The organism is Pollutimonas nitritireducens, assembly GCF_002849615.1.
Taxonomy (GTDB): Bacteria; Pseudomonadota; Gammaproteobacteria; order Burkholderiales; family Burkholderiaceae_B; genus Pollutimonas; species Pollutimonas nitritireducens.
Window position 1 is genome coordinate 256921 of record NZ_PDNV01000005.1, and the last position, 23532, is coordinate 280452.

A 23532-nucleotide genomic window follows, 5' to 3' on the forward strand; every position below is an offset into this window, starting at 1 on the left:
CTCATTAAGGTCCGGCGCCTAGACTGCCGTACATGATAAAGGGAAATCCACGATGCTTATAGCTGAAACCCACATGGCGCGGCCCGAGCGGTCCTCACGAATGCTGCACCATACACCTGAGCCGCGCTTCCAGCCTCAACCGCTCTCGCTACACATCCACCAACCCGGTGATCCGATGCGGCCTCTTGTTGAATCGTACATCCAGCAACGCTACCAACAGCGGTTCGGCGCACACTTGAAAGAATGGTTGCCTACGCTGGTGAGCATGCAGGCCAATGGCGAAATTCTTGCCGCAGCCGGCTATCGCGTCGCCAATGATCCCTTGTTCCTCGAGCGTTACCTGGCCGCGCCCATTGAGCATTATGTTCACAATCAGGATGCTCCGGTCGCCCGCAACGTGATCGTCGAGGTCGGCCAGTTCGCGGCCGCCCGCCCTGGCGCAGGGCGCCTGCTTGTGCCTTTGCTTGTCCGGCATTTGCGCCAACAAGGCTTCAACTGGGCCGTCAGCACGCTTACGAGCGAACTGCATCACCTCCTTGCCCGCATGGGAATAGTTCACCAACCGCTGTCGGAAGCCACGGCGGAATACCTGAGCGAGCAGGAATGCAAGGATTGGGGAAGCTATTATGCGCACGCGCCTCATGTTTTTGCCGGACGCCTGGACACCATTCTCGACCATTTCCCGGAGAGCGCGGCGTGAATCACGCAGATGAATTTCTCTCCCTGCTCAACGATCCTGGCCGCAAGGGCGATATGGCCGTGCGAGCGGCCGAGGAAGAGCTGACCTATGGCGAGCTGGACCTTCTCGTGCATGCGCACGCCGAACGCTTGGCATTTCATCGGGTGCGTGTGCTCGCCTCGTTGATGAGTAATGGCACAGAGTGGATTATCAATGACCTGGCATGCTTGAAGGCGGGCGTGGTGCATGTGCCCCTGCCGCTATTCTTTACGCCGCAGCAATGGCACCACACGCTGAAGGCCGCGGGCGTGGACAGTGTGCTCAGCCCTCCTTCAATGCAAGCCATGCTCGGTTCCTTTGATTTCCAGCCTATCGACACGTTCTCGGAGACGCTGGCTCTATTTCGGCAGCCTGCACAAATCTCTCTTCCCGCCGACACAGCGAAGATTACTTTTACCTCCGGCTCGACGGGCAGCCCTAAAGGTGTTTGCCTGGGCGCGCGCGCGATGCTGGAGGTGGCCGGCAGCGTGGCAAATGCCACTCAGACACTGAGAATACGGCGTCATCTGACGACGCTGCCTTTGCCCATTCTGCTGGAGAACATTGCGGGCGTCTATGTGCCATTAATCCAGGGAGCAGCCATCACTACAACAAGCCCAGGCAAAACCGGCTTGCAGGGGTCGTCTTGCTTTGACCCCGTGCTGTTCCATGCGACGCTTACAGATACCGGTGCACAGAGTGTCATTGTTCTTCCGCAAATGCTGCGCGCCTACAGCGCCTGGGTGAGAGCGACGGGCGCGCGTGTTCCCAGCGAGATCCGTTACGTGGCAGTCGGCGGCGCCGCGGTTGGCGCACAACTACTCATGGATGCTCGAGCTCAAGGGATTCCGGCGTATGAAGGCTATGGACTGTCCGAAGCTTGCTCCGTACAGACACTGAATCTGCCGGGCGCCGACTGCCCAGGATCCGCCGGGCGCCCGCTTCCTCATACGCAGTTGCGTATCGCTGCTGACGGCGAGATCGAAGTTGCCGGCAGCCATGCGCTTGGTTATCTCGGCGAGCCATTCGCCCGACGGCATTGGCTGCCCACGGGGGACCTCGGTTATCTGGATGAAGCAGGCTTCCTCCATATTCAAGGCCGCAAGAAGAATGTGCTGGTCACTGGCTTCGGTCGGAACGTATCGCCGGAGTGGATAGAACTGCACCTTACTGGTTTTGCCGCGATTGCCCACGCCGTAGTGCTGGGAGAAGGCGAACCTGCGCTAGGCGCCGTAATTTGGCCGCGCGGTGAAGTCAATGACGAAACCATTGAGGCCTGCGTGGCTCGTGTCAACCAGGCGTTGCCCGACTATGCGCGTTTAGGTCGGTGGACCAGGGCGCGTGGGGAGTTCTCGGCGGCCACCGGATTGGCGACGGCCAACGGCCGCCCGTGCCGCCAGGCCATTGCCGGCTTGCATGCCGACCTATTCCCAGCAATTTCCGCTCAACCCTTACTGTGATTAATCATGCCCTTCTTTGAAACGCTAGTAAAGCACACCCACGCAAATCGGAACTCCCTTGTCCAGACCCCGATCATTCAGGAATGTCTGCGGGGTGATATCGTGTTGCCCTCCTATGTTTCATTTTTACATGAGGCTTACCATCATGTCAGCCACACCGTTCCGCTGATGCATGCCTGCCGCGCGCGCATCCCGGCACGTCTGGGCTGGATGATCGATGCACTGGACGAATACATTGAAGAGGAAACGGGGCACGACAAATGGATTCTGAACGATCTGCAGGCGCTGGGGCAGGATGCCAAAGCCGTCAAGCGTGCTGGGCCGGGTCCGGATACCGAAGTCATGGTGGCATATGCCTATGACACTATTGCGCGAAAGAACCCCGTCAGCTTCTTTGGCATGGTGCACGTGTTGGAAGGAACCAGCGTAGCGCTCGCCTTGAACGCGGCCGACCGGATCCAGCGAGCGTTGGAATTGCCCGACAACGCTTTCAGCTATTTGCGCTCGCATGGAACTCTCGATCAGGAGCACATCGCACACTTGGCTCAGTTAATGAATCGGCTGGATGATGACGACGATCATGCTGCGGTGATACATGCCTCGAACATGTTCTACCGTCTTTATGGCGCGATTTTTAGCGCATTGCCCCGTTCATCGGCGGACGGAGCATCAGCATGACTCCGAGCGATGCCTCCGTGGTGTTGACCGGCGCTGCAGGCGGACTGGGCAGCGCAATTGCGCGTCAGTTGAAGAAAGACGGCGCCACGCTCTTGCTGGTGGGGCGCAGTGCTGGCCCCTTGTTGTCCCTGGCGCAATCCCTCAAAGGGGACCCGCAAAACCGCTCGGACGTCGATGTACTGGTCGTTGACATCACTACAGATCATGGTCGCGCCGCAATCATAGACGCCGCCGCAGCGCGGCAAGCGAACGTTCTGATCAATAACGCCGCCGTCGCTGCTTTCGGTCCTGCGCAGGACCTGCAACCTGAGCTTGCCCGCCGGATGCTCGAGACTAACGTCCTTGCCCCTATGCTGCTGACGGCCGGCATGTTGCCCATGCTCTGTTCTCGCGAACGCGCGCAAGTGCTGAATATCGGGTCGACACTGGGCAGCGTGGGCGTGCCCGGATTTTCGGCCTACGGCGCGAGTAAGGCTGCGCTACGGATCTACACGGAAGCACTACGGCGTGAATTTGCAGACTCTCGCGTTCAGATCCAGTATTACGCCCCACGCGCTATCGATACGGACTTCAACACGCCCCAGATCGTCGCATTCAACAAGGCCACCGGGTCGCCCAGCGATACACCCGAGGCGGTGGCGCGCCAAGTCGCGCACATGTTGAACAGCGAATCCAGACAGCGTTTTGCCGGTCGAACTGAAGCCCTCGCAGCACGGCTGAATGGGTTGTTCCCAGAATGTCTCGACGGCGCATTCGGTAAGCATCGGCGCGCCCTAGAATCCCTCAAACTTACTCCTGGAGCTTCCTGATGGTTGGCTATTTCCTTCTTCGCCTGTTTACCGCTGCCTTCTTGGCGGCGGCATCCTTTACCTATTCCGCCTATGCGGCATCGGCTCCCGTCGAACTTGATGAGGGAATTCGCAGCCTGCAGAACGAATGGGCGCTCATTCAGTACAAAACACCCGAAAAACGTCGCGCCGCGCGCTTTGAAACCCTGTCGCAACGAGCTCATGAGCTGACCACACGCCATACTGCCCACGCCGAGCCGCATATTTGGGAAGGGATCATTCTAGGTTCGTGGGCTGGAGCCAAAGGAGGCCTGGGCGCGCTGAGCCTGGCCAAACGTTCCAAGGCCGAATACGAAACCGCCATACAGATCGACAGCATGGCGCTGGACGGTTCAGCTTTGAGCAGCCTTGGAGTGTTGTACTACCGGGTCCCCGGTTGGCCCGTTGGATTTGGTGACAACAAAAAAGCAGAAGCCCTGCTTCGGCAAGCGCTGGCCGTAAATCCCGACGGAATCGATTCAAACTTCTTTTATGCCGACTTTCTGGTCTCCCGGAACCGCGAAAAAGAGGCATTGGAGTATGTGGAAAAGGCGCTGAAGGCGCCCCCCCGCCCCGGTCGAAAGGTGGCCGACGAGGGTCGCCGCGACGAAGCCCAATTACTTTTGAAAAGAATCCAATCCAAAGCAGACGCACCATCCCAGTGAACACGAATAACGCCCGATTCAACGACGCGGGAGTGATCCCCAATCTTTACAGTAGACAACAGTGCGTAATCCCATATCGCGAAAATCCGACATGTCTTTGAACCAAGCAATTCGAATCCTTATTGTCGAAGATCACGCGGGATTGGCTACGAACCTGTTCGAATTTTTCGACGAGCGCCGCTACATCCTGGACTTCGCCGCTGACGGCCTGACGGCCCTTCATCTCGTTGCAACTAACGACTATGACGTCATTATCCTGGATGTGATGCTTCCCGGACTTTCCGGCTTCGAAATATGCCAGCGTATTCGTCGCGACATGCACTGTTCAACCCCGGTCATCGTCATGACATCCAAGGATCAGCTGCAGGACAAGGAAGAAGGTTTCAGTGTTGGCGCGGATGATTATCTTGTTAAACCGTTCAATCTGCGCGAGCTTCAATTAAGGGTTGATGCGTTATACCGGCGCAAGGCTGGATTTTCCCGGGTGCCGCACATTCGGGCGCCCGGGATCTGCTTTGATCCCGGCACATTTGTGGTGAGTACTGACGACGGAGAACGACTCGAGCTATCCGGCACGGCCGCGCGGATTTTTGAAGGCTTGATCACAGCGTATCCTGGCGTTGTTTCCTATGCAGAAATCCAGAGTACCGTTTGGGGTGAACGGGAAGTCGATATGAATACTTTGCGCACCCATGTGTATTCGCTGCGCAAGCTGCTGCAAGATTCATTCCACTACCCCATGATAAAAACCATGCATGGCCGCGGTTACAGGCTGCTCGCGCAGAACAAGAGCGACTGATGGAACTTGGATCGATCTCCCGCAGGGTTTACCGTGCCATATTGACAGTAAGCGTGGTAAGCATGGTGGCCATGGTCCTGACCGTGATCCTCATCAATGAGGACCTTGAACACACCATGCTGGAAGTGGAGTTCGCACAGGAGCGTGACTTCATCCTGATGAACAGCACGGGCGACGACGTGTTTATATGGGACACACCAAATCTTGCCGTTGTTTTCATACCCACCGGCAAGCCTAGGCCCGCGGTTTTACCGCGGGTGTTCCGAGGACTGCCCAACAATTATTCGTCGGAAATCAGGCTGGAAGCTGAGACCTACCTGGTTGCCGTCAATACCGTTGAGACGGGTTTACTTTACGTCGCAAAGAACATCACCCATTTTGAGAATCGCGAGGCGCTGTTTGAGATAGCACTGCTCATTATGGCGTCGGTCATTGTCGCATCGAGTCTACTGCTTGCGGTAATAAGTAGTCGCCGGATTGTCAAGCCGTTGAAGCTTCTGGCAGATCGGATAAGTCGTATTCCAGTCGGGCCAAACATGCCCCGGATGGAGACCGACTACCTTGATGCGGAGCTGCATTCCATAGCGGTAGGTTTCAATCGTTTTCTGGATGAACTCGAGTCCTTTGTGCGCAGAGAGCAGTCCCTCGTGAACATGGCCAGCCATGAATTGCGCACTCCAATCGCGGTCATGTCGGGGGCACTTGATATTCTGGAGTTGCGCGATCAGCTCACTCCAAATGACCGCACCACGCTTAAGCGCGTGCGCAACGCGTGTGACGAAATGAGCGCCAACGTCAACGTTTTGCTCAAGCTGGCTCGCCGTGATTCCGCTGATCAGACTAATGAAGTACTTGACGTAGCTTCCGCGGTACGGCAGGTAGTCGACGATTTAAAGATCAGCCACCACGCGGGTGACCGTATGACGCTCGACATCCAGTTCCCATTGACGGTAAGGGCAGATCCAGTCATGGCGCGGATGGTGTTCCGCAACCTTTTACAGAACGCAATCCAGCATACCCAGAGCGCTATTCGCGTGACGATATCGGAAAATTTCATCGAGATCGAAGACCGAGGTACGGGACTTACCGCCGATCAGACAGCCATTCTCCAGGGCCAGCGGAAAATCGCGTGGGACGGATCAGCATTGAATGGACTGGGCTTATACATTGTGACGCTGATGACCGAAAGGCTGGGATGGCAACTGGATATCACGCAGACACAGAACAATAGCGCAAGATTCCGCCTGAGTCCGAGTCGTAGCAGCCGGTGCATGGAACACTGATGGGTACTGCGTCCAGCGGCCCCTTTGATGAATTATTGATATTTGCTTGACGAATTCTTGTTGTCGATCATCGTATTCTTATTGCCATAGCATCAATTGCTGGTGTCGGCGCGACGTCACGGCGAGTGCAAATGGCCCGCGGCGTCGCTCACGAACCAAATCACTCAATTCTTCATTTCAGGCGATGTTCCATGAACGCTTTAGTCGAAAGCCGGCACCTTGAGTTTCGAAGGAATCGCAAGGTCGAGTTATCAATCGTGATCCCGCTCTATAACGAGCATGAGGTGATCACGGCAATGTATGAGCGTGTGACCGCTGTACTTGCCATCCTGGCTATCCCGTATGAGCTCGTCCTCGTCGATGATGGCAGCCGTGACGGCACGCCCATCATGATGAACCGGCTGGCCGCGGCAGACCCAAGCGTGATCGCCGTATTTTTGAGCAGAAATTTCGGGAAAGAAGCCGCACTCACGGCAGGTCTGGACCATGCCACAGGTAATGCGGTCATCATCATGGATGCCGATCTGCAGGACCCTCCGGAACTGATTCCGGAAATGCTTCAAGCCTGGAAAGCCGGCGTGGATGTGGTATGCATGCGCCGCCGTTCGCGAGCTGGAGAAAGCTGGTTCAAGCGGTACAGTGCTCGGCGCTTCTATCGGGTGCTCAACGCGATCAGCGATGTAGACATACCGGTCGATACCGGCGACTTTCGCCTGCTCAGCCGCAAGGCTGTCGAAGCGATGAAACAATTGAACGAGCGGAATCGCTACATGAAGGGCTTGTTTGCCTGGATAGGCTTGCCCACCTCCATCATTGAGTACGATCGCATGCCTCGGGCCGCAGGCGCCACTAAGTGGGATTACCTGAGCCTTTTCAATCTTGCCTTCGAAGGTATTACCTCTTTCTCGACAGCTCCGCTACGTCTGGCCATGGGGGTTGGTTTATTGACCGCGTTATTCGGCATCCTGTTCACCCTGTGGATTGTCGCCAAGGCGCTTTTCCTAGGCGATCCCGTGCAAGGCTATCCTTCGCTTATCTCCATGATCACGATACTTGGCGGTGTGCAATTGCTATCGATCGGCCTGCTTGGCGAGTACATCGGCAAGACCTATTACGAAACGAAGCAACGACCTGTGTACTTGTTGCGGGATGTGATGAGATGCGGAAAATCAGTTAATGAAACTGAAGCGGCACCGCATACTACTTTCATGTCGGTTGGAAAAGAGACCTATGTCCGGTTCAAGTAAGACCGCGTGGGGCGCTTTGGCGGCGTTGTTGCTGTTGCCGCTCATCTCGATGGCAGTCATTCCATTCTATGACACAAGCGAGCCGCGCTATGCCGAAACGGCTCGCATGATGGCACAGTCGGGCGATTGGATAACGCCCTGGTTTAGTCCAGGGGTGCCGTTCTGGGGTAAGCCCCCTCTTTCGTTTTGGGCACAGGCCCTGTCGATGAAGGCCTTCGGCTTTACTGAATTCGCGGGGCGGCTGCCTTCATGGATATGCCTGCTGCTCACCACTATCATATTCCTGACCGGACTTAAATCGTTGCGGGGACCACGCGTCGCGCTATGGACGGCCATCGTCTACAGTAGTTGCGCTTTACCCTACATCAGTTCGGGCGCCGTACTCACCGACCCCTTCCTGGCGCTTGGCACTACCTTGTCACTGGTGTCCTTTGCCGTGGTCGCGCAACACGGCAGTCACTCTTCAACTCAGCCAGGAGGCGAACCAAACGGGCAATGCACCGGTGCGAAGCATAAGCACAAGCCTGGGTGGTGGCCATATGGGTTTTTCTTAGGCTTGGCCGTTGGTCTTCTGGCAAAGGGCCCCCTGGCTATTGTATTAAGTGGCGCGCCCGTATTGCTATGGTTGGTTCTGAACCGGAAAACGGCCACGGCCGCATCGCTACCGTGGGGCAAGGGCGTGCTCTTAGTGGCCGCGTTAAGCGCGCCCTGGTATATCCTGGCGGAGATCAAGACACCTGGCTTCCTGGACTATTTCATCGTGGGCGAACACTTTCGGCGCTTCCTGGATCCGGGCTGGGCCGGCGATCTATACGGGTCGGCCCACCGGCGGGTATATGGAACGATATGGATCTACTGGCTGCAGGCTTCATTTCCTTGGGGTGCGTTGGTGTTGGCAGCGATGTGCGGCGCACTACGGAGTTCCCGCTTGCGTATGTCCTTGCGCGTTGTCGGTGAAGATCCTCTCTTCAGCTATTGGCTGGCAAGTGCCTTGATCACACCCTTGTTCTTTACGTTTTCCGCCAATATTCTATGGACTTATTTACTACCGTCACTGGCCGCGTTCAGCGTGCTTGCCGGGATTCTCATCGAGCAGGTGGGAAGGCAATTCAGTATCTCAATGGAAAAATTACTGGCGAGCGCGATTGTTGTTCCGGTGGTAGGCCTGGTATTGAGTATTTATTTCTGGACCAACCCTGATGTACGAAATACAGAACGAACCCTCGTGCGTTATGTCCACCAGGACAGCGCGCTAAACATACCGCTGTTTTATCTATCGACGCCGCCGTTTTCGGCGCAGTTCTACTCAGCAGGACGTGTTAAGGGAATCGAGCCGGATGAGCTCCGGCAGGCCGTCGATTGTGGAATGTCTTTCTACTTGGCGATACCCAAGGACCAGCAGAAGGCAATTGCGCAAATTACCGACAAGCCTGCTATCCCCATTTTTGCCAACAAACGATACTTCCTTGTCAAGATGCCCGCAACTGGATAGTACGCACGCCGTCGTGGATCGCGATACCCCAGGCGCGCTGGCGCAATGCATGAGCAGCTGCTGGCTCGACATGTGGATTGTGCCAAGGCCTACGTGATGTCCTGAACGTATGGGGGTAGTTTCGCGCCACAATTTTGACAAAACTTTGCCGTTTCGCCCAATCCTGTTGCAAGGCATTCCGGACATGTGCGAGTATTTGGCCGGGCAAGAAATCGTTGACTGGTCATCTCTGCGCTGATGATCCCGGTGGGGACCGCCAGGATGCTCCAACCGACCAGCATGCTAATTGAGGTGATTGCTCTGCCCAAATCAGTCTGTGGCGTTATATCTCCAAAACCCACGGTGGTCACAGCTGTGATGGCAAAATAAACCGAAGCAGGAATGCTGCTGAAGTCCGAACCCGGGCCGCCTTCTATAACATAAAGAACGGTTCCATTAACAATCACAATAATGGCTACGACCGAAAGAAAAATGATGATCTTTCGTTTGCTGGCCAATAATGCGCTCGCCAGCATCGAATATTCGTCTACGTAGGAAGCGAGCTTCAAAAGCCGAAAGATTCGCAGCAGTCGCAACAAACGTAGATCGAAGAGCGCATGCAATTCCGGGATAAAGAATGCAGCGTAACTTGGCAGGATAGCCAATAGGTCGACTATCCCATAGAAGCTCTTCGCATATCTCAGCGGATATTTCACGCAGACCAGGCGAGCGATATATTCGATCGTGAAAACCACGGTGAAAAACCACTCAAGAGCCCGCAAAGTAGCGCCATGACGATTGTTTATGGACGCAACGCTATCAAGCATCACTATCGTCACACTTAATAATATGGCTGCAATCAGCGAGAAATCGAACCAACGGCCGGTTCGCGTATCGGCTTCAAAAATGATCACAAACAAGCGGTCGCGCCAGCGGGATTCCGGTCTGCCATAGTAAGCAGCACCATCCGACTTGGCTGGTATCGAGGACCGTCTGCGCTTTGGTAGGTGAGTCTTCATATCCCGGTCCGCACTTTCTAGATCGCCTTGCGTATCGCCAAAGGCTTCTTGGCTGTCACTAACCGGAACACTATGAAGGGTTGGGTCAAGATGCCTGGCGTTGCTGGATAGGTAGGGTGTCAGTCAACACCTGGGTCCGAACACGATACTATGCATTCGCGTGCTGGTCGATATCGTGCTTTCCGGGAACCAAGAGTATCGGATGTGTGGAAAGCCGGAGGAAACCCTCTGCCACACTTCCCAGTAATAGACGTTTAAATCCACCTCTACCATGGGTCCCAAGGACGACTAGGTCTGCTTGCTGTTCATCAGCAACCTTTCGCAACTGTTCGGCAATGGAATCGGTGCTTGTGCGGTTATCGACCAGAAGCGATCGGAATGCAATATCCTGGCTTGCCACCAGACTTTCGGCCTTGTCGAGCACGCGCCTGCCTTCAACTACAAGTGCCTCTGTAACCGGCAGCGGGTCATAACCGAGGTCGGATACATAGACGTGCGGATACTCAATCACATAAACCAATGTTAGCTCCGCCCCTTGGCTTTTTGCCAGCTTCACAGCTTCGTCAAGTGCCAGCATGGCCATCGAGCTACCATCCACAGCCACCATGATCTTTTTGTACATATGAACCCTTTAACCTCGCTGTGACATGGGAGCTTGTTCACAATCGGTACATCGAACAGCGGTGGGAAGAGCAAGCAGACGATCTGGGGCGATGGCTTTTCCGCAAGCCATACAGACCCCATAGTTGCCTTCGTTCATCCGGCGCTCCGCCTCGTCGATGGCGTTAAGTTTACTTTCATCGATTGCTATTTCAGAGCGACGAAGCGCCTCTAGCCGACTAAGCTCCGACGCATCCGAGCCACCTCTGCTTTCACCTTCCAGAGACTCGTGCACGGACTCGATGTCTGCATGGGCAATGCGGATTTCCTCGAGTAGCCGGGCCCGCATTTCAACAAGCTGCCTATGTAGTGATTGAACGGCACTGCTGGAGAGATGCTTCATCGATGCATACACTCATTCAAGAATTAAGAAAGTGGAAAAATGCCAAAGCGCTTAGCTGATTGGAAGCACTTTTCGGCCGCCGCTGCTTGGTTTCTTGGGCAACGAGAGTTCCAGTATGCCGTCCTGGTATTTGGCCACCGCTTTTGAGTCGTCGATCTCATGCGCCAGCGTAAAGCTGCGCGATTGATGACCCATGTAGCGCTCGCGACGCACGACTGTCTCGCCCTCCTTTTCTTCGGTCTCGCGCTTGGTTTCGGCGGCGATGGTGACTTGGTTGCCTTCGACAGCCACTTTCACATCTTCTTTTTTGACGCCAGGTATTTCAGCTTTTATGGTGTAGCCCTGCTCTGTTTCAGAGACATCCATCTTGATGCGCGGCTCGGCATCCAAATGGCCCATCATGGGCCTTAGCCGAAAATCCTTGAACAAATCATCCAAACCTCGCATAGGCGACAAATTGGCAATTTCACTGAAAGGGTCGAACTGCATTAGATTGTTAGCCATGAATAACCTCGTAGAAAAAGTTATTTTGATGCTCGCGGTCAATGCCAATGGAGCGAGCTAGAGCGACAGGCGCGCACTGCTTTTAAGTGCGCACAATTTCATAATACGCCTTCGATTATCACCTTGGATGATTAACATCAAGTTTCGGAGCGATTTCCAACCAGAATTTGTATCGTCGGGTGCGTTGGTGAACGGACTTCAGGAAGGTCGACGGTTATATAATGCATTTTATCGTTCGCATTCAAGTCATGCCCGAACATAAGGAAAAAATGCGATGGGGTCAATGGCCTCTCCTACCATGCGGGCGATGCTCCTCGCTCGCCCCGGTGCGCCACTTCAGCTGGCACGGTTGCCACGCCCCGTGGCCAGCCCTGGACAATTGCAGATCCAGATTGAAGCCTGCGGCGTTTGCCGAACGGATCTGCACCTTGTAGATGGAGAGCTGCCCGACCCGTGTCTCCCCATTGTGCCGGGCCATGAAATCGTTGGCAAAATTACCGCTATTGGAAAGGGTGTCGAGGGTTTTTCACTGAATGAACGGGTGGGCGTACCGTGGCTGGGCTGGACTTGCGGCAAATGCCAGTTCTGCCTGAAGAACAAAGAGAACCTTTGCGAATCAGCGCGCTTTACCGGCTATCACATAAACGGTGGCTTTGCGGAGTACACGGTTGCCGATGCACGCTACTGTTTCACGTTGAAAGACCTTCCCGCTCAGCAGTCATCAGCCCAGCTGGCGCCGCTTTTGTGCGCCGGTCTGATCGGCTATCGCGCACTTCGTTTCGCGGACGATGCACAACGCATCGGTCTATACGGATTCGGCGCTGCCGCTCACCTTATTTCCCAGGTATTGAGGGCCCAGGAGCGGCCTTTTTTTGCCTTTACGCGTCCCGGAGATACTGATAGCCAGCAGTTTGCAATGCGGCTCGGGGCGACTTGGGCCGGTGGTAGCAACCAATCGCCACCAACCAGACTTGATGCCGCGATACTTTTCGCCCCTAGCGGTGAGCTGGTCCCCCTGGCATTACGTCACCTGGACAAGGGAGGTTGCGTGATATGCGCTGGCATACATATGAGCGATATTCCAGCCTTTCCCTATGCTGACCTATGGGGGGAACGGGTGATCCGCTCGGTCGCAAACCTGACCCGTGACGACGGAATTGAATTTCTGGAGTGTGCAGAGAAATTCACAATACAATCGGTCGTCACGTCCTTTCCGCTGGAACGAGCCAATGATGCCATCGAATACCTGCGTTCGGGTGCCCTACAGGGCGCCGCGGTGTTGAAACTCGTTCCGGACTTTTAGCGTCATGTGCGGCTGATGATTACTTTCAGTGCATTTTCCACTGCTGCGTTGCCAAACACAGCATAGGCCTCCATGAACTGATCGAAGGTATATCGGTGCGTGATCAAATCCAGCGGTGTCAGTTTATTTGACTCAACGGTCTTGATCAACATTGGAGTTGTGTTGGTGTTGACCAAGCCGGTCGTTACGGTTATGTTGCGAATCCAGAGCTTTTGAAGCTCGAAGTTCACGCTTTTCCCATGAACGCCAACATTGGCAATGTGGCCACCCGGCCTAACAATATGCTGGCAAATATCGAAAGTTTGCGGTATTCCTACCGCCTCAATGGCAACGTCGACGCCGTCTTTCGTCTGATCGAGGACCTTCTGTACGACATCGCCGCCGGAACTGTCGATTACGTGTGTTGCACCAAGTTTTTCGGCTAAGTCCAGACGTGATCGATCAAGATCGATCATTATTATCTTGCTCGGAGAAAAAAACTTCGCTGTCAGCAACGACGCCATTCCTACCGGCCCGGCGCCAACAATAGCCACTACGTCGCCGGGTTTGACTGCCCCATAAAGCACGCCGATCTCGAATCCAGTGGGAAAAATATCGCTGAGCATGACTAAAGCCTCTTCGTCGGCTCCGGGAGGTATCGCGTAGAGGCTGTTGTCAGCATGCGGAATCCGCACATACTCGGCCTGGGTGCCGTCGATCAGATGACCCAGTTTCCAACCCCCATCTTCGCAGTGGGCGTACAGCTGTTTTTTGCAATACTCGCACTTTCCACATGAAGTAATACATGAAATCAAAACATGGTCGCCTTGCTTGAAGGATCGTACAGCACTGCCGACTTCTTCAATGATTCCCACCCCCTCGTGGCCGAGTATCCTGCCGGGGGTTACGGCCGGCACGTCTCCTTTCAGGATATGAAGATCTGTGCCGCAGATTGTGGTCTTGGTGATTTTGACGAGCGCATCAGTCGGTTCCAGGACGGTTGGTCTTGGAACTTCTTTCCAGGCGATTTTTCCGGGATCAAGATAAACAAGTGCGTTCATGGTGGATGGGTGGGCCATAATAAGCTCCTTGATATTGGATTCAGTTGACGTAAAATTTGATGGGGTGTCTGGATGCTGTCATCATCCGCCTTGCTATCCAAAACATGGTTGACCGGAATCAATATCGCAAGCCTCCATTGGTACAAAATAGTTTCGTAGTCTTTAGTGCATCACCACTTCGATCATCCGGTTATTTTTCAATAGAGGGTGTTATGAAAGACGAAGAACTCCGCCAACACATTATTGATGAACTCAGCTTCGAACCCAGCATCGACGCTGCCAATGTCGGGGTAGCGGTCGAGGATGGCATAGTCACTCTTTCGGGCCACGTCGCCAGCTTTGCCGAGAAGGTCATTGCCGAACGTGCCACGCAACGTGTCAAAGGAGTACGCGGCGTTGCACAAGAAATCGAAGTACGTTTTTCTTCCGCGAAGCGGACCGCAGATGATCAAATCGCCGGACGTGCTTTAGATATATTGGCCTGGGACACTACAATTCCTGACGGAACCATCCAGGTAAAGGTGGAAAAGGGCTGGGTCACGCTTTCAGGAAAAGTGGACTGGCACTTCCAAAGGTTAAGCGCTGCGAACGCCGTCCGCAAGTTGTCGGGAGTAACGGGCATTACGAATCTGATCGACGTTACGCCCAAGGTCAATGCGGCCGACATCAAGAACAGCATTGAAACGGCGCTCAAACGTAGTGCCGAGGTCGAGGTCAAAGGTATCCAGGTTCGCGTGGACGGAAACAAGGTAGAGCTCGATGGTCGTGTAAATAGCTGGCATGAACGGGAAGCGGCCAAGCGTGCTGCCTGGGCAGTCCCTGGGGTGATTTCGGTTACAGATAACCTGATCGTTGCTTAATATCTCTTGTTCTCCGATAGAACCACTTCCACTTGACGCCGTGTCGAGGAATGGCTGGTCCAGGCTGCCAGCCAGAAACTGAGTGTCAAAAGCCCCGCGCATGCAGCAATAGACCACACCACCACGCCATACGACATGGTGCTGGACCACAACAGTGCGGCGGCTAGCGGTGCCAAGGCCCTGGCCAAGGTGCTTGGAAAAGTCAGCAAGCCATTGATCGCGCCATAAGCGCGACGACTAAGCATCTCCGGCACCACCAATCCGCGCACGATGGTAAAGATCCCATTGCCGGCGCCATAGACGACACACACGGCCACGACTACCCACATGCTCGACGGCGCTAGCGCCAGAACAACAAACACCACAGGGAACACAGCAACCACGAAGGTTCCAATGCGCCGCATGGACATTCTCGAGCCGAAAATACTGATCAGGATCCGACCGGCTACCTGCGCGGGTCCGATAGTGGCGATGGCCCAGACCACATTGGCGGTAGACAGTCCCCCTTCGAGCAGCAAGGGATACATATGGAAAGTAAAGGCCGTGAAGGCCCCTGCATAAGCAGTAAGCGCGAGCATCAGTAACCAGAACACCGGCCTGTGAAACACGGCCCTGACCTCCTGCCCGTCGGTGGTCAATGCTGTCTCATGCGCCGTATGCGCGGAATGCAGAGCGTCCTTCTCCGGCCGGATGAAGCAAAAATACGCCGCGGCGCATACCAGCCCGTTCACCAGCGCCAGCACGAGCAGCGCCTCACGCCACCCCCAACGGTCCAGCAAGAATTGCACGAGGGGAATAAATACGGTGCTGGCGAAACCTCCCCATAGCGTTATCGCGGTAATGCCGGATCGAGCCCTAGTTGGCCCGACCCGTCGGGCAATCACCGCGAACGCCGGTTCGTATAACGCCGCCGCCTGTAAAGCTCCGATGCCTGCAATAACCAGATAGAAACCCAATAGACTATCTACCTGTGACCAGACGGCCAGCAGGAGCCCAGCCAGGAGCGATGTTCCGGTCATAAGCGCCCTGCCATGCCCTTTGTCGACAGCGACACCGACCGGATAGGCAAGGAAGCCTGCGAAGACCAAGCCTATCGTGGCCGCGCCATAGACATCGGTTCGCGACCAGCCGAGCTCGGCCATCATCGCCTCCGCGATCAAAGGAAAGCTGTAGTACAGCGATCCCCACGCACATACCTGCCCGATACCGAGCGCCACGATGAGCCCGCGGGGGTTGTCTTCTGTTCCGTGCGAAGGCCTGGCGGGTTTTCCCAATACGTCTACGTGACTATCAGCCATGATTGCGTGTCTCTCACTACTACATATGCGTTCCATTCTCGATACGTACGGGGATCTCGGCAGTCACGTTTCGAAAGTGCCCGCTGGAATAGTACGCGATCCTCCATCTTAAAACCGGTACATGTGGTTCGACGCTCGCGCTGTTGGCTTAGGCACACACATTGCTTTCATGGGAGCGGGCGAACAACTTACCCTGTGGACAGAACTCATTCAATGAATTCGGATTACTACTATTTGTGAGAGTGGCCATGTTCGACATGCAGATGCCTTGGTGGGAATTCATCGTACGAGCCGCGCTCGTCTATTCGGCCTTACTGCTGATGGTCCGAATTTCAGGGAAACGAACGATTTCGCAGTACACACCTTTCGATTTGCTGGTCGTGCTGCTGCTGAGCGAAGCGGCGTCCGGATCTTTGACCGGTACCGACGGGTCGATTCCGGGAGGCCTCATTTCGGTGGCAACGCTCCTTGCCCTGAACATGGGCGTCGCGCTGATCGCGTCACGAAGTCTAAAGGTTGAACGACTGCTAGAGGGATCCCCTGTGCTGCTTGGGCGCAAAGGCAGATGGTTCGAAAGCGTTATAAAAGCACAGCGTATCGGCAACAGCGAACTGGAAAGCGCCCTGCGTGAAGCGGACTGCAAGCTTGAAGACATGGAGTACGCCGTTCTTGAAGCCAACGGCGTCATAGCCATTCTAAAAAAGAAATGACAAGCACGTAACCGCGGCAAAAATGGAACGACGCGGTTGACTGGCGCCGTTTATTCCTACTTGATTTTCGTAACGTGGTCTATCCTACTAATGATTAATAGCGCCTCGAAAAGGATTGGACCACCATATTCGACTGTACACCCGGCATTCTGAACGGCATGTACCCTTTTACTTTCAAGGACGTAAAGATGCAAACACAAATTGGCACCGTCAAGTGGTTCAACAACGAGAAAGGTTTCGGCTTTATTACCCCGGAAAACGGTGGTAAGGACCTGTTCGCCCATCATTCCGACATCCTGGGAACAGGTTACAAATCGCTCGAGGAAAACCAAAAGGTTTCTTACGAACCGGCCGAAGGCCCCAAGGGACCGCAGGCAAAATCCATTCAAGTGATCTGAACCATAGCGGCAAGCCCAGGCAAACACCTGGGCCCCAATATAATGTCATGGATACGACTTCGACTATTTTTTCATCGTCACTCATCTTTGGAAAATTTCCCAGGAGGCCAATTATGGTCGGACGTTACGGAGCCCGCGCCTTTCTGCCTAAGCGATGTATCACGGTCAACCAATTTATTGAACATGCTGTCCGACTCATATAATAGCGCCAGTTTTTTTGCCTCGAATTCCTTGAAAAATTCATCCCACGATATCTCCACGAGGTCATCATGTTCGGAATTTGGGGCGACGGGAAACATGATACGAAGTGTCCCGATCGCGTTTTCCCCATGAGTTTTCTTGACCGCCGCAGGCTTGCCTTTGAATTTGGCGACCCACTCTTCTATCGTCTTTCGGTCAATGCTGGTTTCAGCCATAACGATGCTCCTTGAATCAGATGCTGGCGCAGGCCAACTTGGGAGGGCTAGCAAGTCACATGCCATACCGGTTCGTCATCCGGTATGGTATTTGCTCATCGCCAGGTCTGAAAGAACTCAGAGCTGGAGGAATGAATGGGCCAGGCCACTATCAAATCACGTCGCAAGCTTCGAATACTGACCTGGCACGTCCATGGAAACTACCTCTATGCACTGACGCAGGTTCCTCATGAGTTTTTCATTCCGGTCCGGGCAGACGGCCGTGCAGGCTATGCCCCGCTGGGAAGCAAAATACCGTGGGGGGCCAATGTGGTTCAGATCAAGCCCGAAGATATTGGGCATCATTCATTCGACTGCATCATCTATCAATCCAAGTCCGCCTACGAGGATGACAGCCGCGAGCTGCTGACGCCAGCGCAGCGGGCTCTTCCTTCCATCTATATTGAACACGATCCGCCCAGGCCGTTTCCTGTGGATACCCAGCACTGGTTCCACCATGAGCGAGGAACGCTGGTGCACGTAACGCACTATAACCAGCTGAACTGGGATGCTGGCAGCATGCGGACGAGAGTGGTAGAACACGGCGTCCCAGTAAATTCCTCAGTGATGTACACCGGGATGCATCCGGCAGGCATTACAGTGATCAATGGCCTGCAGAAACGGGGGCGACGGATGGGTGCCGATCTATTCCTGTGGGCACGGGAGCGAGTGCCGCTGGACCTGATTGGCATGCAGAGCGAAGAGATGGGTGGCCTGGGCGAGGTGCCGAACCTGACGGTCGCAGCGACCATGGCTAACTATCGGTTCTTCTTCAGCCCTATCAGGTATACGAGTCTGGGTCTTGCGCTGGTTGAGGCCATGTTGCTTGGCATCCCGGTGGTTGGGGTAGCGGCGACTGAATTACCCACCGTCATTATGAATGGAGTAAATGGCTACGTGCACAACGACAAGGCACTGCTCGTCGACGTCATGCGGCAACTTATCGCCGATCCCGAAATGGCACGGAATTGGGGCGAAGCGGGACGGCAGACGGCCATTCATCGTTTCGGTATGGATCGGTTCATCAAGGACTGGCTGGCGGTTATCGCTGAAGTCACCGAGGTTGATGACGGGGCCACACCACGCCCTACCGAAGGCATGTTGCTTGCTGAAGTCCAGGCATTTCCCCACGCTTAGTTGCCCGAAGGGTTCCGGTTACCGAGTAGCGGTCGCATGTGATGCCGTGCGCCTCAGCCTATTAGTGGAACACAATGCAAAGATCAGATACTGATGGGAAGGCCCCTCTATTCCAGAGCTTCTTCTTGGGTGGATTTGAGTGCTCGACACATCGCCGTACCGATGGTGTCCGACTCGACCTGCTGCGCAGCACTCGTCACGATATTCACGCTGAACGCGACTATCAATCTATGTTGCAACATGGAATTGCCACTGTGCGCGATGGATTGCGGTGGCATCTCATCGAACATTCTCCTGGCCTGTATGACTGGTCTAGTTTCCTTCCCCAGCTACGAGCCGCCAAGGCGGCGGGCGCGCAACCTATCTGGGACATTTGTCACTACGGATGGCCCGATGATATAGACATATGGTCGTCCGACTTCGTCACCCGGTTCGCGCGGTTTGCGGGAGCCGTAGCCAAACTGGTGCGCAACGAGTGCGACGACGTTCCTTACTACTGCCCAGTAAACGAGATCTCATTCTGGGCGTGGGCGGGTGCCGACACGGCGAAGATAGGCCCCCTGGCACGCCGACGCGGTATGGAATTGAAACGGCAGCTGGTCAGGGCGACGGTGGCCGCGATTGAAGCGATGAGGGCGGTGGACCCGCGCGCACGATTTGTGAGCGTCGACCCGGCTATCCATATACTTCCCAAAGGACCTCGTCAGCGCGCTCATGCCGAGAACGCACGTCTGGCGCAATATCAGGCCTTCGATATGATTGCAGGCGAGTTGATGCCGGAACTCGGCGGCCAGCCCGACTACCTGGACATCATCGGCGTCAATTACTATCCGCACAACCAGTGGGTCCTCAATGGGGCTGGCATAAAGCGGGGCGAGCCCTTGTACCGTCCACTGCGGGAAATCCTCACTGAAAACTGGCAACGATACGGCAGACCCATCTTCATTGCCGAAACCGGGGCGGAAGCAGAACATCGGGTGCCCTGGCTGCGTTATGTATGCGACGAAGTCGCCAGCGCAAAGGATAGTGGTGTGCCAGTGGAGGGTATCTGCCTGTATCCTGTCACGGATTATCCCGGTTGGGCAAATAATCGCCGCTGCCCGACCGGCCTGCTGGGCTTTGCCGACGAACATGGCAATCGTCCGGTCTACGAGCCGCTGGCAACCGAGCTGCGGGTACAGGCGGAACGGTTTCAGACTGCTTGGGCCTCGTCGACGTATTAAATACCCGCATAATGCGCAGCGGCGATCCCGGGACGTTTACACCGGAGCGTCGGCAGTGGATCAGGGGTGCTCATTGTGCCTCTGATCCGTTACTCCAGGAATAGCAGACGTAGAACGCGAAAAAGCATCTTTCAATACATCCACACCGGCTTGGGGTTTGGCAAGTTCGACCAGGTCTTTACGCTGCTCTCTGGTTCTGCTCGTACTGACGCCGAGACGTTCGTCGCGCTGCTGAATCATGTCCTGTATCGCTTCACCATCGCGGTTAAATGACCACGCCAGCCTGGGCTCGCCCAATGGAAGCTTGTCCGCCGCCATGTTGAACGCGCCGCTTTGCCAAAAATGCCAGGTCTTGCCATAACTGTTCATCTTGTCCTTCATCAACTCTTTTTCCGCGACTGCAGGTATACCTGGTGCAATCAGTTGTCCTGACAGGATCTCTCCGTTATGCGGGTGCCAGTATTGCTTTTCTTTGTCTGGCAAGGCGTCGAACATACTCTGCGAAATAATGTATTCCACACCATTCAAATTGGATATCGCTTCATTCCCATCAAAAAGCACACACTGCGCGAAATCCTGGTTCACCTGTTTGCAAAAGTGATGGGCCTCCATCTGATGCTCTGGTTCGTCCTTCATAGGATGAAAACCTACCAGGTACATGTCCATGGATTTCAGGGGATGGCTTTCCTGCAAGATCTTGGCACCTGCTTCAAGCATTTTTGTCTTCGTGGCCTTGTCAGAGCCTGGTGGGATGGCCCTCTCAGCGGTTTGCGCCCCGACCATCGTGAAAATGGCAAAGCTGCCCAACGTTGCAGCAGCTGTCATGAGCATGCCGCGCATGCTTGCCAGTAATGTGATGTGCCTCATTCAGTACACCTCCGTTTTTCTGTCAAAGACGCCGCCCTCGCGGCGGCGGCGGACGAACGCCATCATGTCGATGCACACCAGCAATTCGTGCGCCAAGAAGTCTTAGGACTACGTCGATTTGACGTGCATCCAATAAACCGCAACATGCTTCGTTCGGCACGTCAGTTGCTATCTGCGCACCATGCACCTCCCAGATTCATGGACCGATACACTCCGCCTTCGCAGTCCTTATAAGAGGCTTCCAACATGTTGCGCTCTAGCTCCTGGCCGGCGTACGCTGGAAAACAGCCGACGCTTATATGCTTCTCCCATCTACGTTGGAACTTTGTCTACCAACGTCCGCAACACCTAATGTCTCGTTTCGCAAACGAGTTCAACGTTCAATATGTTGAAGAGCCTATTTGGACCGATGAGGCGCACTCGCGACTCGAAATCCGCGATGTCGCGAAAGGTATTCGAGTGCTGGTGCCGCGACTGGGCGACGATGCAAAGGCGCGGCCTGAGCAAGCGCAGCGGGAACTATTGGACTTGCACCTGGGCCCGGACGCCGACAAGGACATAATACTGTGGTACTACACCCCGATGAGCCTCACCTTCTCGCAGCACTTGCGTGCCCGCCTGGTCATCTATGATTGCATGGACGAACTCTCTGCCTTTCGTGATGCTCCTCTGCAGTTAGTCGAGCTGGAGCGACGCCTGATGAAACGTGCAGATATCCTTTTTACTGGCGGCCACAGCCTGTATGAAGCCAAACGCCTTTTGCATGACAACGCTTATGCCTTTCCCAGCAGTGTCGACATTGCGCATTTTGCCAAGGCGCGCGAGCCGCTGCCTGATCCAGCTGACCAGGCAGGCATACCTTCGCCGCGCTTGGGCTTCTACGGTGTGCTGGATGAGCGGCTGGATATCGACCTTATCGATAAATTGGCAGCACTGCGGCCGGACTGGCATCTGGTGCTCGTGGGGCCAGTCGTAAAAATTGACCCGGCAAGCCTTCCTACGCGGCCGAACATCCACTATCTGGGCGCCAAGACCTACGACGCACTACCCCATTATCTGGCCGGATGGGACGTGGCCTTGATGCCGTTCGCATTGAATGCGTCGACGCGATTCATTAGTCCGACGAAAACGCCGGAATATCTGGCGGGAGGCCGGGCGGTAGTGTCGACGCCAATCACCGATGTGGTGCGCAGCTATGGCGCCAGCCCGATAGTGAGGATTGCAAGAACGGCTCGCGGCTTCGCCGAGGCTATTCAGCAGGCTTTACAAGAAACTGGCGACCGCCCAAGCCTTCTTCGTGAGGCCGACGTGGTTCTTGATGGAATGTCTTGGGACCGCACATGGTGGCAAATGCGGCGGCTTATGGAAAAAAGCCTGTCGAGATCGCAGACCCGATATGACGTTCCTGGAACGAAGAGACGAACGGACTACGATTACCTGATCGTGGGAGCCGGCTTCGGCGGTAGCGTTCTGGCCGAGCGACTTGCCCGAGGGCTCGATAAGCGCGTGTTGGTGATTGACCGACGGCCGCATATTGGTGGAAACGCCTATGATTTCCACAACGAGGACGGCTTGCTCGTTCACAAATACGGCCCTCACATTTTTCATACCAACTCGGAAAAGGTCTTTCGCTATCTGTCTGACTTCACCCGTTGGCGTCCCTACGAGCATCGGGTTCTGGCGCAGGTCGACGGGATGCTGGTGCCTATGCCCATTAACCTTACGACGCTGGGCATGCTGTACGGACGCGAGTTCACTTCCGATGACGCTGTCCAGTTCCTTGCCGCGCGAGCCGAACGTCTCGACCACATTAAGACGTCGGAGGACATCGTCGTCAGCACAGTGGGACGTGAACTGTACGAGAAGTTTTTCCGTGGCTACACGCGCAAGCAATGGGGGCTGGATCCGTCTGAATTGAATAAGTCGGTGGCGGCACGTATACCGACGCGCACATCGCTCGACGATCGATACTTCACCGACAGTATCCAGTGCATGCCCTTGCATGGCTACACCCGGATGTTCGAAAACATGCTGAGTCATCCTAACATTACGGTCGCCACCGGTACGGGGTTCAACGATATCGGCACCTCTATAAATTACGATCACCTGATCTACTGCGGCCCCATCGACGAGTTTTTCGACTACCGATATGGCAGGCTGCCTTATCGGTCACTTGAATTCCGCCACGTGACACTGGGCCAGCAGAGGTTTCAACCGGTTGGCGTAGTGAATTTTCCTGGAGAAGACGTGCCGTATACCCGTATTACTGAATACAAGCACCTCACCGGACAGCAACACCGAAAAACCAGCATCACCTACGAGATCCCCTGTGCCGAAGGGGACCCCTATTATCCTGTGCCTCGCCCGGAGAATTTCGAACGCTTTCACAAATACCTGAGACTCGGTGACGCCACGCCGCGCGTTACGTTCGTGGGCAGGCTGGCGACCTACCGCTACTACAACATGGACCAAGTCGTGGCCCAGGCGCTCACGGTCTATGCTCGAATCGCCGAGCTCGATGCGAAACAGCAGCTTCCATACAAGTCCATCGTGGAGGCAGCGTGATC

Annotated in this window: 24 protein-coding genes; 16 read left to right on the forward strand and 8 right to left on the reverse strand. The window is 55.1% G+C overall.

What is annotated here, in order from left to right; all coding sequences use genetic code 11:
* The first annotated feature begins 52 nt into the window (after positions 1–52).
* The 9 genes from CR155_RS09265 (at position 53) to CR155_RS09305 (ending at position 9169) form a co-directional block, all read left to right on the forward strand.
* Positions 53–700: a thermostable hemolysin gene (locus CR155_RS09265; RefSeq protein WP_233214070.1), complete on the forward strand. Its 648-nt coding sequence runs from the start codon at positions 53–55 to the stop codon at positions 698–700.
* A complete protein-coding gene (locus CR155_RS09270; protein ID WP_233214071.1) occupies positions 697–2178 on the forward strand; it encodes an AMP-binding protein in 1482 nt (493 codons plus the stop codon). Before CR155_RS09265 ends, CR155_RS09270 begins: the two co-directional genes overlap by 4 nt.
* Positions 2179–2184: 6 nt before the next feature.
* Positions 2185–2856, forward strand: coding sequence for an iron-containing redox enzyme family protein (locus tag CR155_RS09275; protein WP_102069744.1), 672 nt, complete (start codon positions 2185–2187; stop codon positions 2854–2856).
* On the forward strand, positions 2853–3665 hold the full coding sequence (locus tag CR155_RS09280; RefSeq protein ID WP_102069746.1) for an SDR family oxidoreductase: 813 nt from the start codon (positions 2853–2855) through the stop codon (positions 3663–3665). Before CR155_RS09275 ends, CR155_RS09280 begins: the two co-directional genes overlap by 4 nt.
* The gene (locus CR155_RS09285; RefSeq protein ID WP_102069748.1) at positions 3665–4348 is read left to right on the forward strand and encodes a tetratricopeptide repeat protein; all 684 of its coding nucleotides are present in this window, start codon (positions 3665–3667) and stop codon (positions 4346–4348) included. The genes CR155_RS09280 and CR155_RS09285 overlap by 1 nt, the downstream gene beginning before the upstream one ends.
* Positions 4349–4439: 91 nt before the next feature.
* Positions 4440–5147, forward strand: a complete 708-nt coding sequence (locus CR155_RS09290; RefSeq protein ID WP_102069750.1) for a response regulator transcription factor — start codon at positions 4440–4442, stop codon at positions 5145–5147.
* Complete coding sequence (locus tag CR155_RS09295) at positions 5147–6430, forward strand: sensor histidine kinase (protein ID WP_102069751.1); 1284 nt, start codon at positions 5147–5149, stop codon at positions 6428–6430. The genes CR155_RS09290 and CR155_RS09295 overlap by 1 nt, the downstream gene beginning before the upstream one ends.
* A gap of 191 nt (positions 6431–6621) precedes the next feature.
* The gene (locus CR155_RS09300) at positions 6622–7677 is read left to right on the forward strand and encodes a glycosyltransferase family 2 protein (RefSeq protein ID WP_102069752.1); all 1056 of its coding nucleotides are present in this window, start codon (positions 6622–6624) and stop codon (positions 7675–7677) included.
* The gene (locus tag CR155_RS09305) at positions 7661–9169 is read left to right on the forward strand and encodes an ArnT family glycosyltransferase (protein WP_102069753.1); all 1509 of its coding nucleotides are present in this window, start codon (positions 7661–7663) and stop codon (positions 9167–9169) included. Before CR155_RS09300 ends, CR155_RS09305 begins: the two co-directional genes overlap by 17 nt.
* A gap of 89 nt (positions 9170–9258) precedes the next feature.
* On the opposite strand, the gene CR155_RS09310 is transcribed toward CR155_RS09305, so the two are convergent.
* The 4 genes from CR155_RS09310 to CR155_RS09325 form a co-directional block, all read right to left on the reverse strand.
* Positions 9259–10167 carry an ion transporter gene (locus tag CR155_RS09310; protein ID WP_102069754.1) on the reverse strand — a complete coding sequence of 303 codons (909 nt, stop codon included), beginning with the start codon at positions 10165–10167 and terminating at the stop codon, positions 9259–9261.
* Positions 10168–10315: 148 nt separating this feature from the next.
* Positions 10316–10789, reverse strand: a complete 474-nt coding sequence (locus CR155_RS09315) for a universal stress protein (protein ID WP_102069755.1) — start codon at positions 10787–10789, stop codon at positions 10316–10318.
* 9 nt (positions 10790–10798) lie between these two features.
* The gene (locus CR155_RS09320; RefSeq protein WP_102069756.1) at positions 10799–11170 is read right to left on the reverse strand and encodes a TraR/DksA family transcriptional regulator; all 372 of its coding nucleotides are present in this window, start codon (positions 11168–11170) and stop codon (positions 10799–10801) included.
* Positions 11171–11221: 51 nt separating this feature from the next.
* The gene (locus tag CR155_RS09325; RefSeq protein WP_102069757.1) at positions 11222–11674 is read right to left on the reverse strand and encodes an Hsp20/alpha crystallin family protein; all 453 of its coding nucleotides are present in this window, start codon (positions 11672–11674) and stop codon (positions 11222–11224) included.
* A 298-nt stretch (positions 11675–11972) separates the two neighbouring features.
* On the opposite strand from CR155_RS09325, the gene CR155_RS09330 reads away from it, so the two are divergent.
* Complete coding sequence (locus tag CR155_RS09330) at positions 11973–12977, forward strand: zinc-dependent alcohol dehydrogenase family protein (protein ID WP_102069847.1); 1005 nt, start codon at positions 11973–11975, stop codon at positions 12975–12977.
* 2 nt (positions 12978–12979) lie between these two features.
* Here the strand turns inward: CR155_RS09330 and CR155_RS09335 are convergent, their stop codons facing one another.
* Positions 12980–14017 carry a zinc-dependent alcohol dehydrogenase family protein gene (locus CR155_RS09335; RefSeq protein ID WP_102069848.1) on the reverse strand — a complete coding sequence of 346 codons (1038 nt, stop codon included), beginning with the start codon at positions 14015–14017 and terminating at the stop codon, positions 12980–12982.
* 212 nt (positions 14018–14229) lie between these two features.
* On the opposite strand from CR155_RS09335, the gene CR155_RS09340 reads away from it, so the two are divergent.
* The gene (locus tag CR155_RS09340) at positions 14230–14877 is read left to right on the forward strand and encodes a BON domain-containing protein (protein ID WP_102069758.1); all 648 of its coding nucleotides are present in this window, start codon (positions 14230–14232) and stop codon (positions 14875–14877) included.
* Here CR155_RS09340 and CR155_RS09345 read toward each other — a convergent pair.
* Positions 14874–16175 (reverse strand): MFS transporter, encoded by a 1302-nt coding sequence (locus tag CR155_RS09345; RefSeq protein WP_102069759.1) that lies wholly within the window; start codon positions 16173–16175, stop codon positions 14874–14876. The two genes, CR155_RS09340 and CR155_RS09345, sit on opposite strands and share 4 nt — an antisense overlap.
* Positions 16176–16423: 248 nt before the next feature.
* On the opposite strand from CR155_RS09345, the gene CR155_RS09350 reads away from it, so the two are divergent.
* Together CR155_RS09350 and CR155_RS09355 are read left to right on the forward strand one after the other, a co-directional pair.
* Entirely contained in the window at positions 16424–16885 is a 462-nt protein-coding gene (locus CR155_RS09350) for a DUF421 domain-containing protein (protein ID WP_102069760.1), read from the forward strand.
* A gap of 188 nt (positions 16886–17073) precedes the next feature.
* Positions 17074–17283: a cold-shock protein gene (locus tag CR155_RS09355; RefSeq protein WP_102069761.1), complete on the forward strand. Its 210-nt coding sequence runs from the start codon at positions 17074–17076 to the stop codon at positions 17281–17283.
* A 77-nt stretch (positions 17284–17360) separates the two neighbouring features.
* Here CR155_RS09355 and CR155_RS09360 read toward each other — a convergent pair whose 3' ends face one another.
* Complete coding sequence (locus tag CR155_RS09360; RefSeq protein WP_199171716.1) at positions 17361–17699, reverse strand: hypothetical protein; 339 nt, start codon at positions 17697–17699, stop codon at positions 17361–17363.
* A 135-nt stretch (positions 17700–17834) separates the two neighbouring features.
* Between CR155_RS09360 and CR155_RS09365 the strand changes: the two genes are divergently transcribed.
* Positions 17835–18875 carry a glycosyltransferase gene (locus CR155_RS09365; RefSeq protein WP_102069762.1) on the forward strand — a complete coding sequence of 347 codons (1041 nt, stop codon included), beginning with the start codon at positions 17835–17837 and terminating at the stop codon, positions 18873–18875.
* Positions 18876–18949: 74 nt separating this feature from the next.
* On the forward strand, positions 18950–20098 hold the full coding sequence (locus CR155_RS09370) for a glycoside hydrolase family 1 protein (RefSeq protein ID WP_102069763.1): 1149 nt from the start codon (positions 18950–18952) through the stop codon (positions 20096–20098).
* 60 nt (positions 20099–20158) lie between these two features.
* Here CR155_RS09370 and CR155_RS09375 read toward each other — a convergent pair whose 3' ends face one another.
* Positions 20159–20923 carry an OBAP family protein gene (locus tag CR155_RS09375; RefSeq protein WP_199171717.1) on the reverse strand — a complete coding sequence of 255 codons (765 nt, stop codon included), beginning with the start codon at positions 20921–20923 and terminating at the stop codon, positions 20159–20161.
* A gap of 393 nt (positions 20924–21316) precedes the next feature.
* Between CR155_RS09375 and glf the strand changes: the two genes are divergently transcribed.
* Positions 21317–23530 (forward strand): UDP-galactopyranose mutase, encoded by a 2214-nt coding sequence (gene glf / locus CR155_RS21365; RefSeq protein WP_102069764.1) that lies wholly within the window; start codon positions 21317–21319, stop codon positions 23528–23530.
* Positions 23531–23532: the final 2 nt, after the last annotated feature.

Coding starts and splice junctions, on each gene's coding strand:
- CR155_RS09265 (WP_233214070.1), top strand. CDS start 53: ATGCTTATAGCTGAAACCCACATGGCGCGGCCCGAGCGGTCCTCACGA.
- CR155_RS09275 (WP_102069744.1), top strand. CDS start 2,185: ATGCCCTTCTTTGAAACGCTAGTAAAGCACACCCACGCAAATCGGAAC.
- CR155_RS09280 (WP_102069746.1), top strand. CDS start 2,853: ATGACTCCGAGCGATGCCTCCGTGGTGTTGACCGGCGCTGCAGGCGGA.
- CR155_RS09285 (WP_102069748.1), top strand. CDS start 3,665: ATGGTTGGCTATTTCCTTCTTCGCCTGTTTACCGCTGCCTTCTTGGCG.
- CR155_RS09290 (WP_102069750.1), top strand. CDS start 4,440: ATGTCTTTGAACCAAGCAATTCGAATCCTTATTGTCGAAGATCACGCG.
- CR155_RS09295 (WP_102069751.1), top strand. CDS start 5,147: ATGGAACTTGGATCGATCTCCCGCAGGGTTTACCGTGCCATATTGACA.
- CR155_RS09300 (WP_102069752.1), top strand. CDS start 6,622: ATGAACGCTTTAGTCGAAAGCCGGCACCTTGAGTTTCGAAGGAATCGC.
- CR155_RS09305 (WP_102069753.1), top strand. CDS start 7,661: ATGTCCGGTTCAAGTAAGACCGCGTGGGGCGCTTTGGCGGCGTTGTTG.
- CR155_RS09310 (WP_102069754.1), bottom strand. CDS start 10,167: ATGAAGACTCACCTACCAAAGCGCAGACGGTCCTCGATACCAGCCAAG.
- CR155_RS09315 (WP_102069755.1), bottom strand. CDS start 10,789: ATGTACAAAAAGATCATGGTGGCTGTGGATGGTAGCTCGATGGCCATG.
- CR155_RS09320 (WP_102069756.1), bottom strand. CDS start 11,170: ATGAAGCATCTCTCCAGCAGTGCCGTTCAATCACTACATAGGCAGCTT.
- CR155_RS09325 (WP_102069757.1), bottom strand. CDS start 11,674: ATGGCTAACAATCTAATGCAGTTCGACCCTTTCAGTGAAATTGCCAAT.
- CR155_RS09330 (WP_102069847.1), top strand. CDS start 11,973: ATGCGGGCGATGCTCCTCGCTCGCCCCGGTGCGCCACTTCAGCTGGCA.
- CR155_RS09335 (WP_102069848.1), bottom strand. CDS start 14,017: ATGAACGCACTTGTTTATCTTGATCCCGGAAAAATCGCCTGGAAAGAA.
- CR155_RS09340 (WP_102069758.1), top strand. CDS start 14,230: ATGAAAGACGAAGAACTCCGCCAACACATTATTGATGAACTCAGCTTC.
- CR155_RS09345 (WP_102069759.1), bottom strand. CDS start 16,175: ATGGCTGATAGTCACGTAGACGTATTGGGAAAACCCGCCAGGCCTTCG.
- CR155_RS09350 (WP_102069760.1), top strand. CDS start 16,424: ATGTTCGACATGCAGATGCCTTGGTGGGAATTCATCGTACGAGCCGCG.
- CR155_RS09355 (WP_102069761.1), top strand. CDS start 17,074: ATGCAAACACAAATTGGCACCGTCAAGTGGTTCAACAACGAGAAAGGT.
- CR155_RS09360 (WP_199171716.1), bottom strand. CDS start 17,699: ATGGCTGAAACCAGCATTGACCGAAAGACGATAGAAGAGTGGGTCGCC.
- CR155_RS09365 (WP_102069762.1), top strand. CDS start 17,835: ATGGGCCAGGCCACTATCAAATCACGTCGCAAGCTTCGAATACTGACC.
- CR155_RS09370 (WP_102069763.1), top strand. CDS start 18,950: ATGCAAAGATCAGATACTGATGGGAAGGCCCCTCTATTCCAGAGCTTC.
- CR155_RS09375 (WP_199171717.1), bottom strand. CDS start 20,923: ATGACAGCTGCTGCAACGTTGGGCAGCTTTGCCATTTTCACGATGGTC.
- glf (WP_102069764.1), top strand. CDS start 21,317: ATGTCTCGTTTCGCAAACGAGTTCAACGTTCAATATGTTGAAGAGCCT.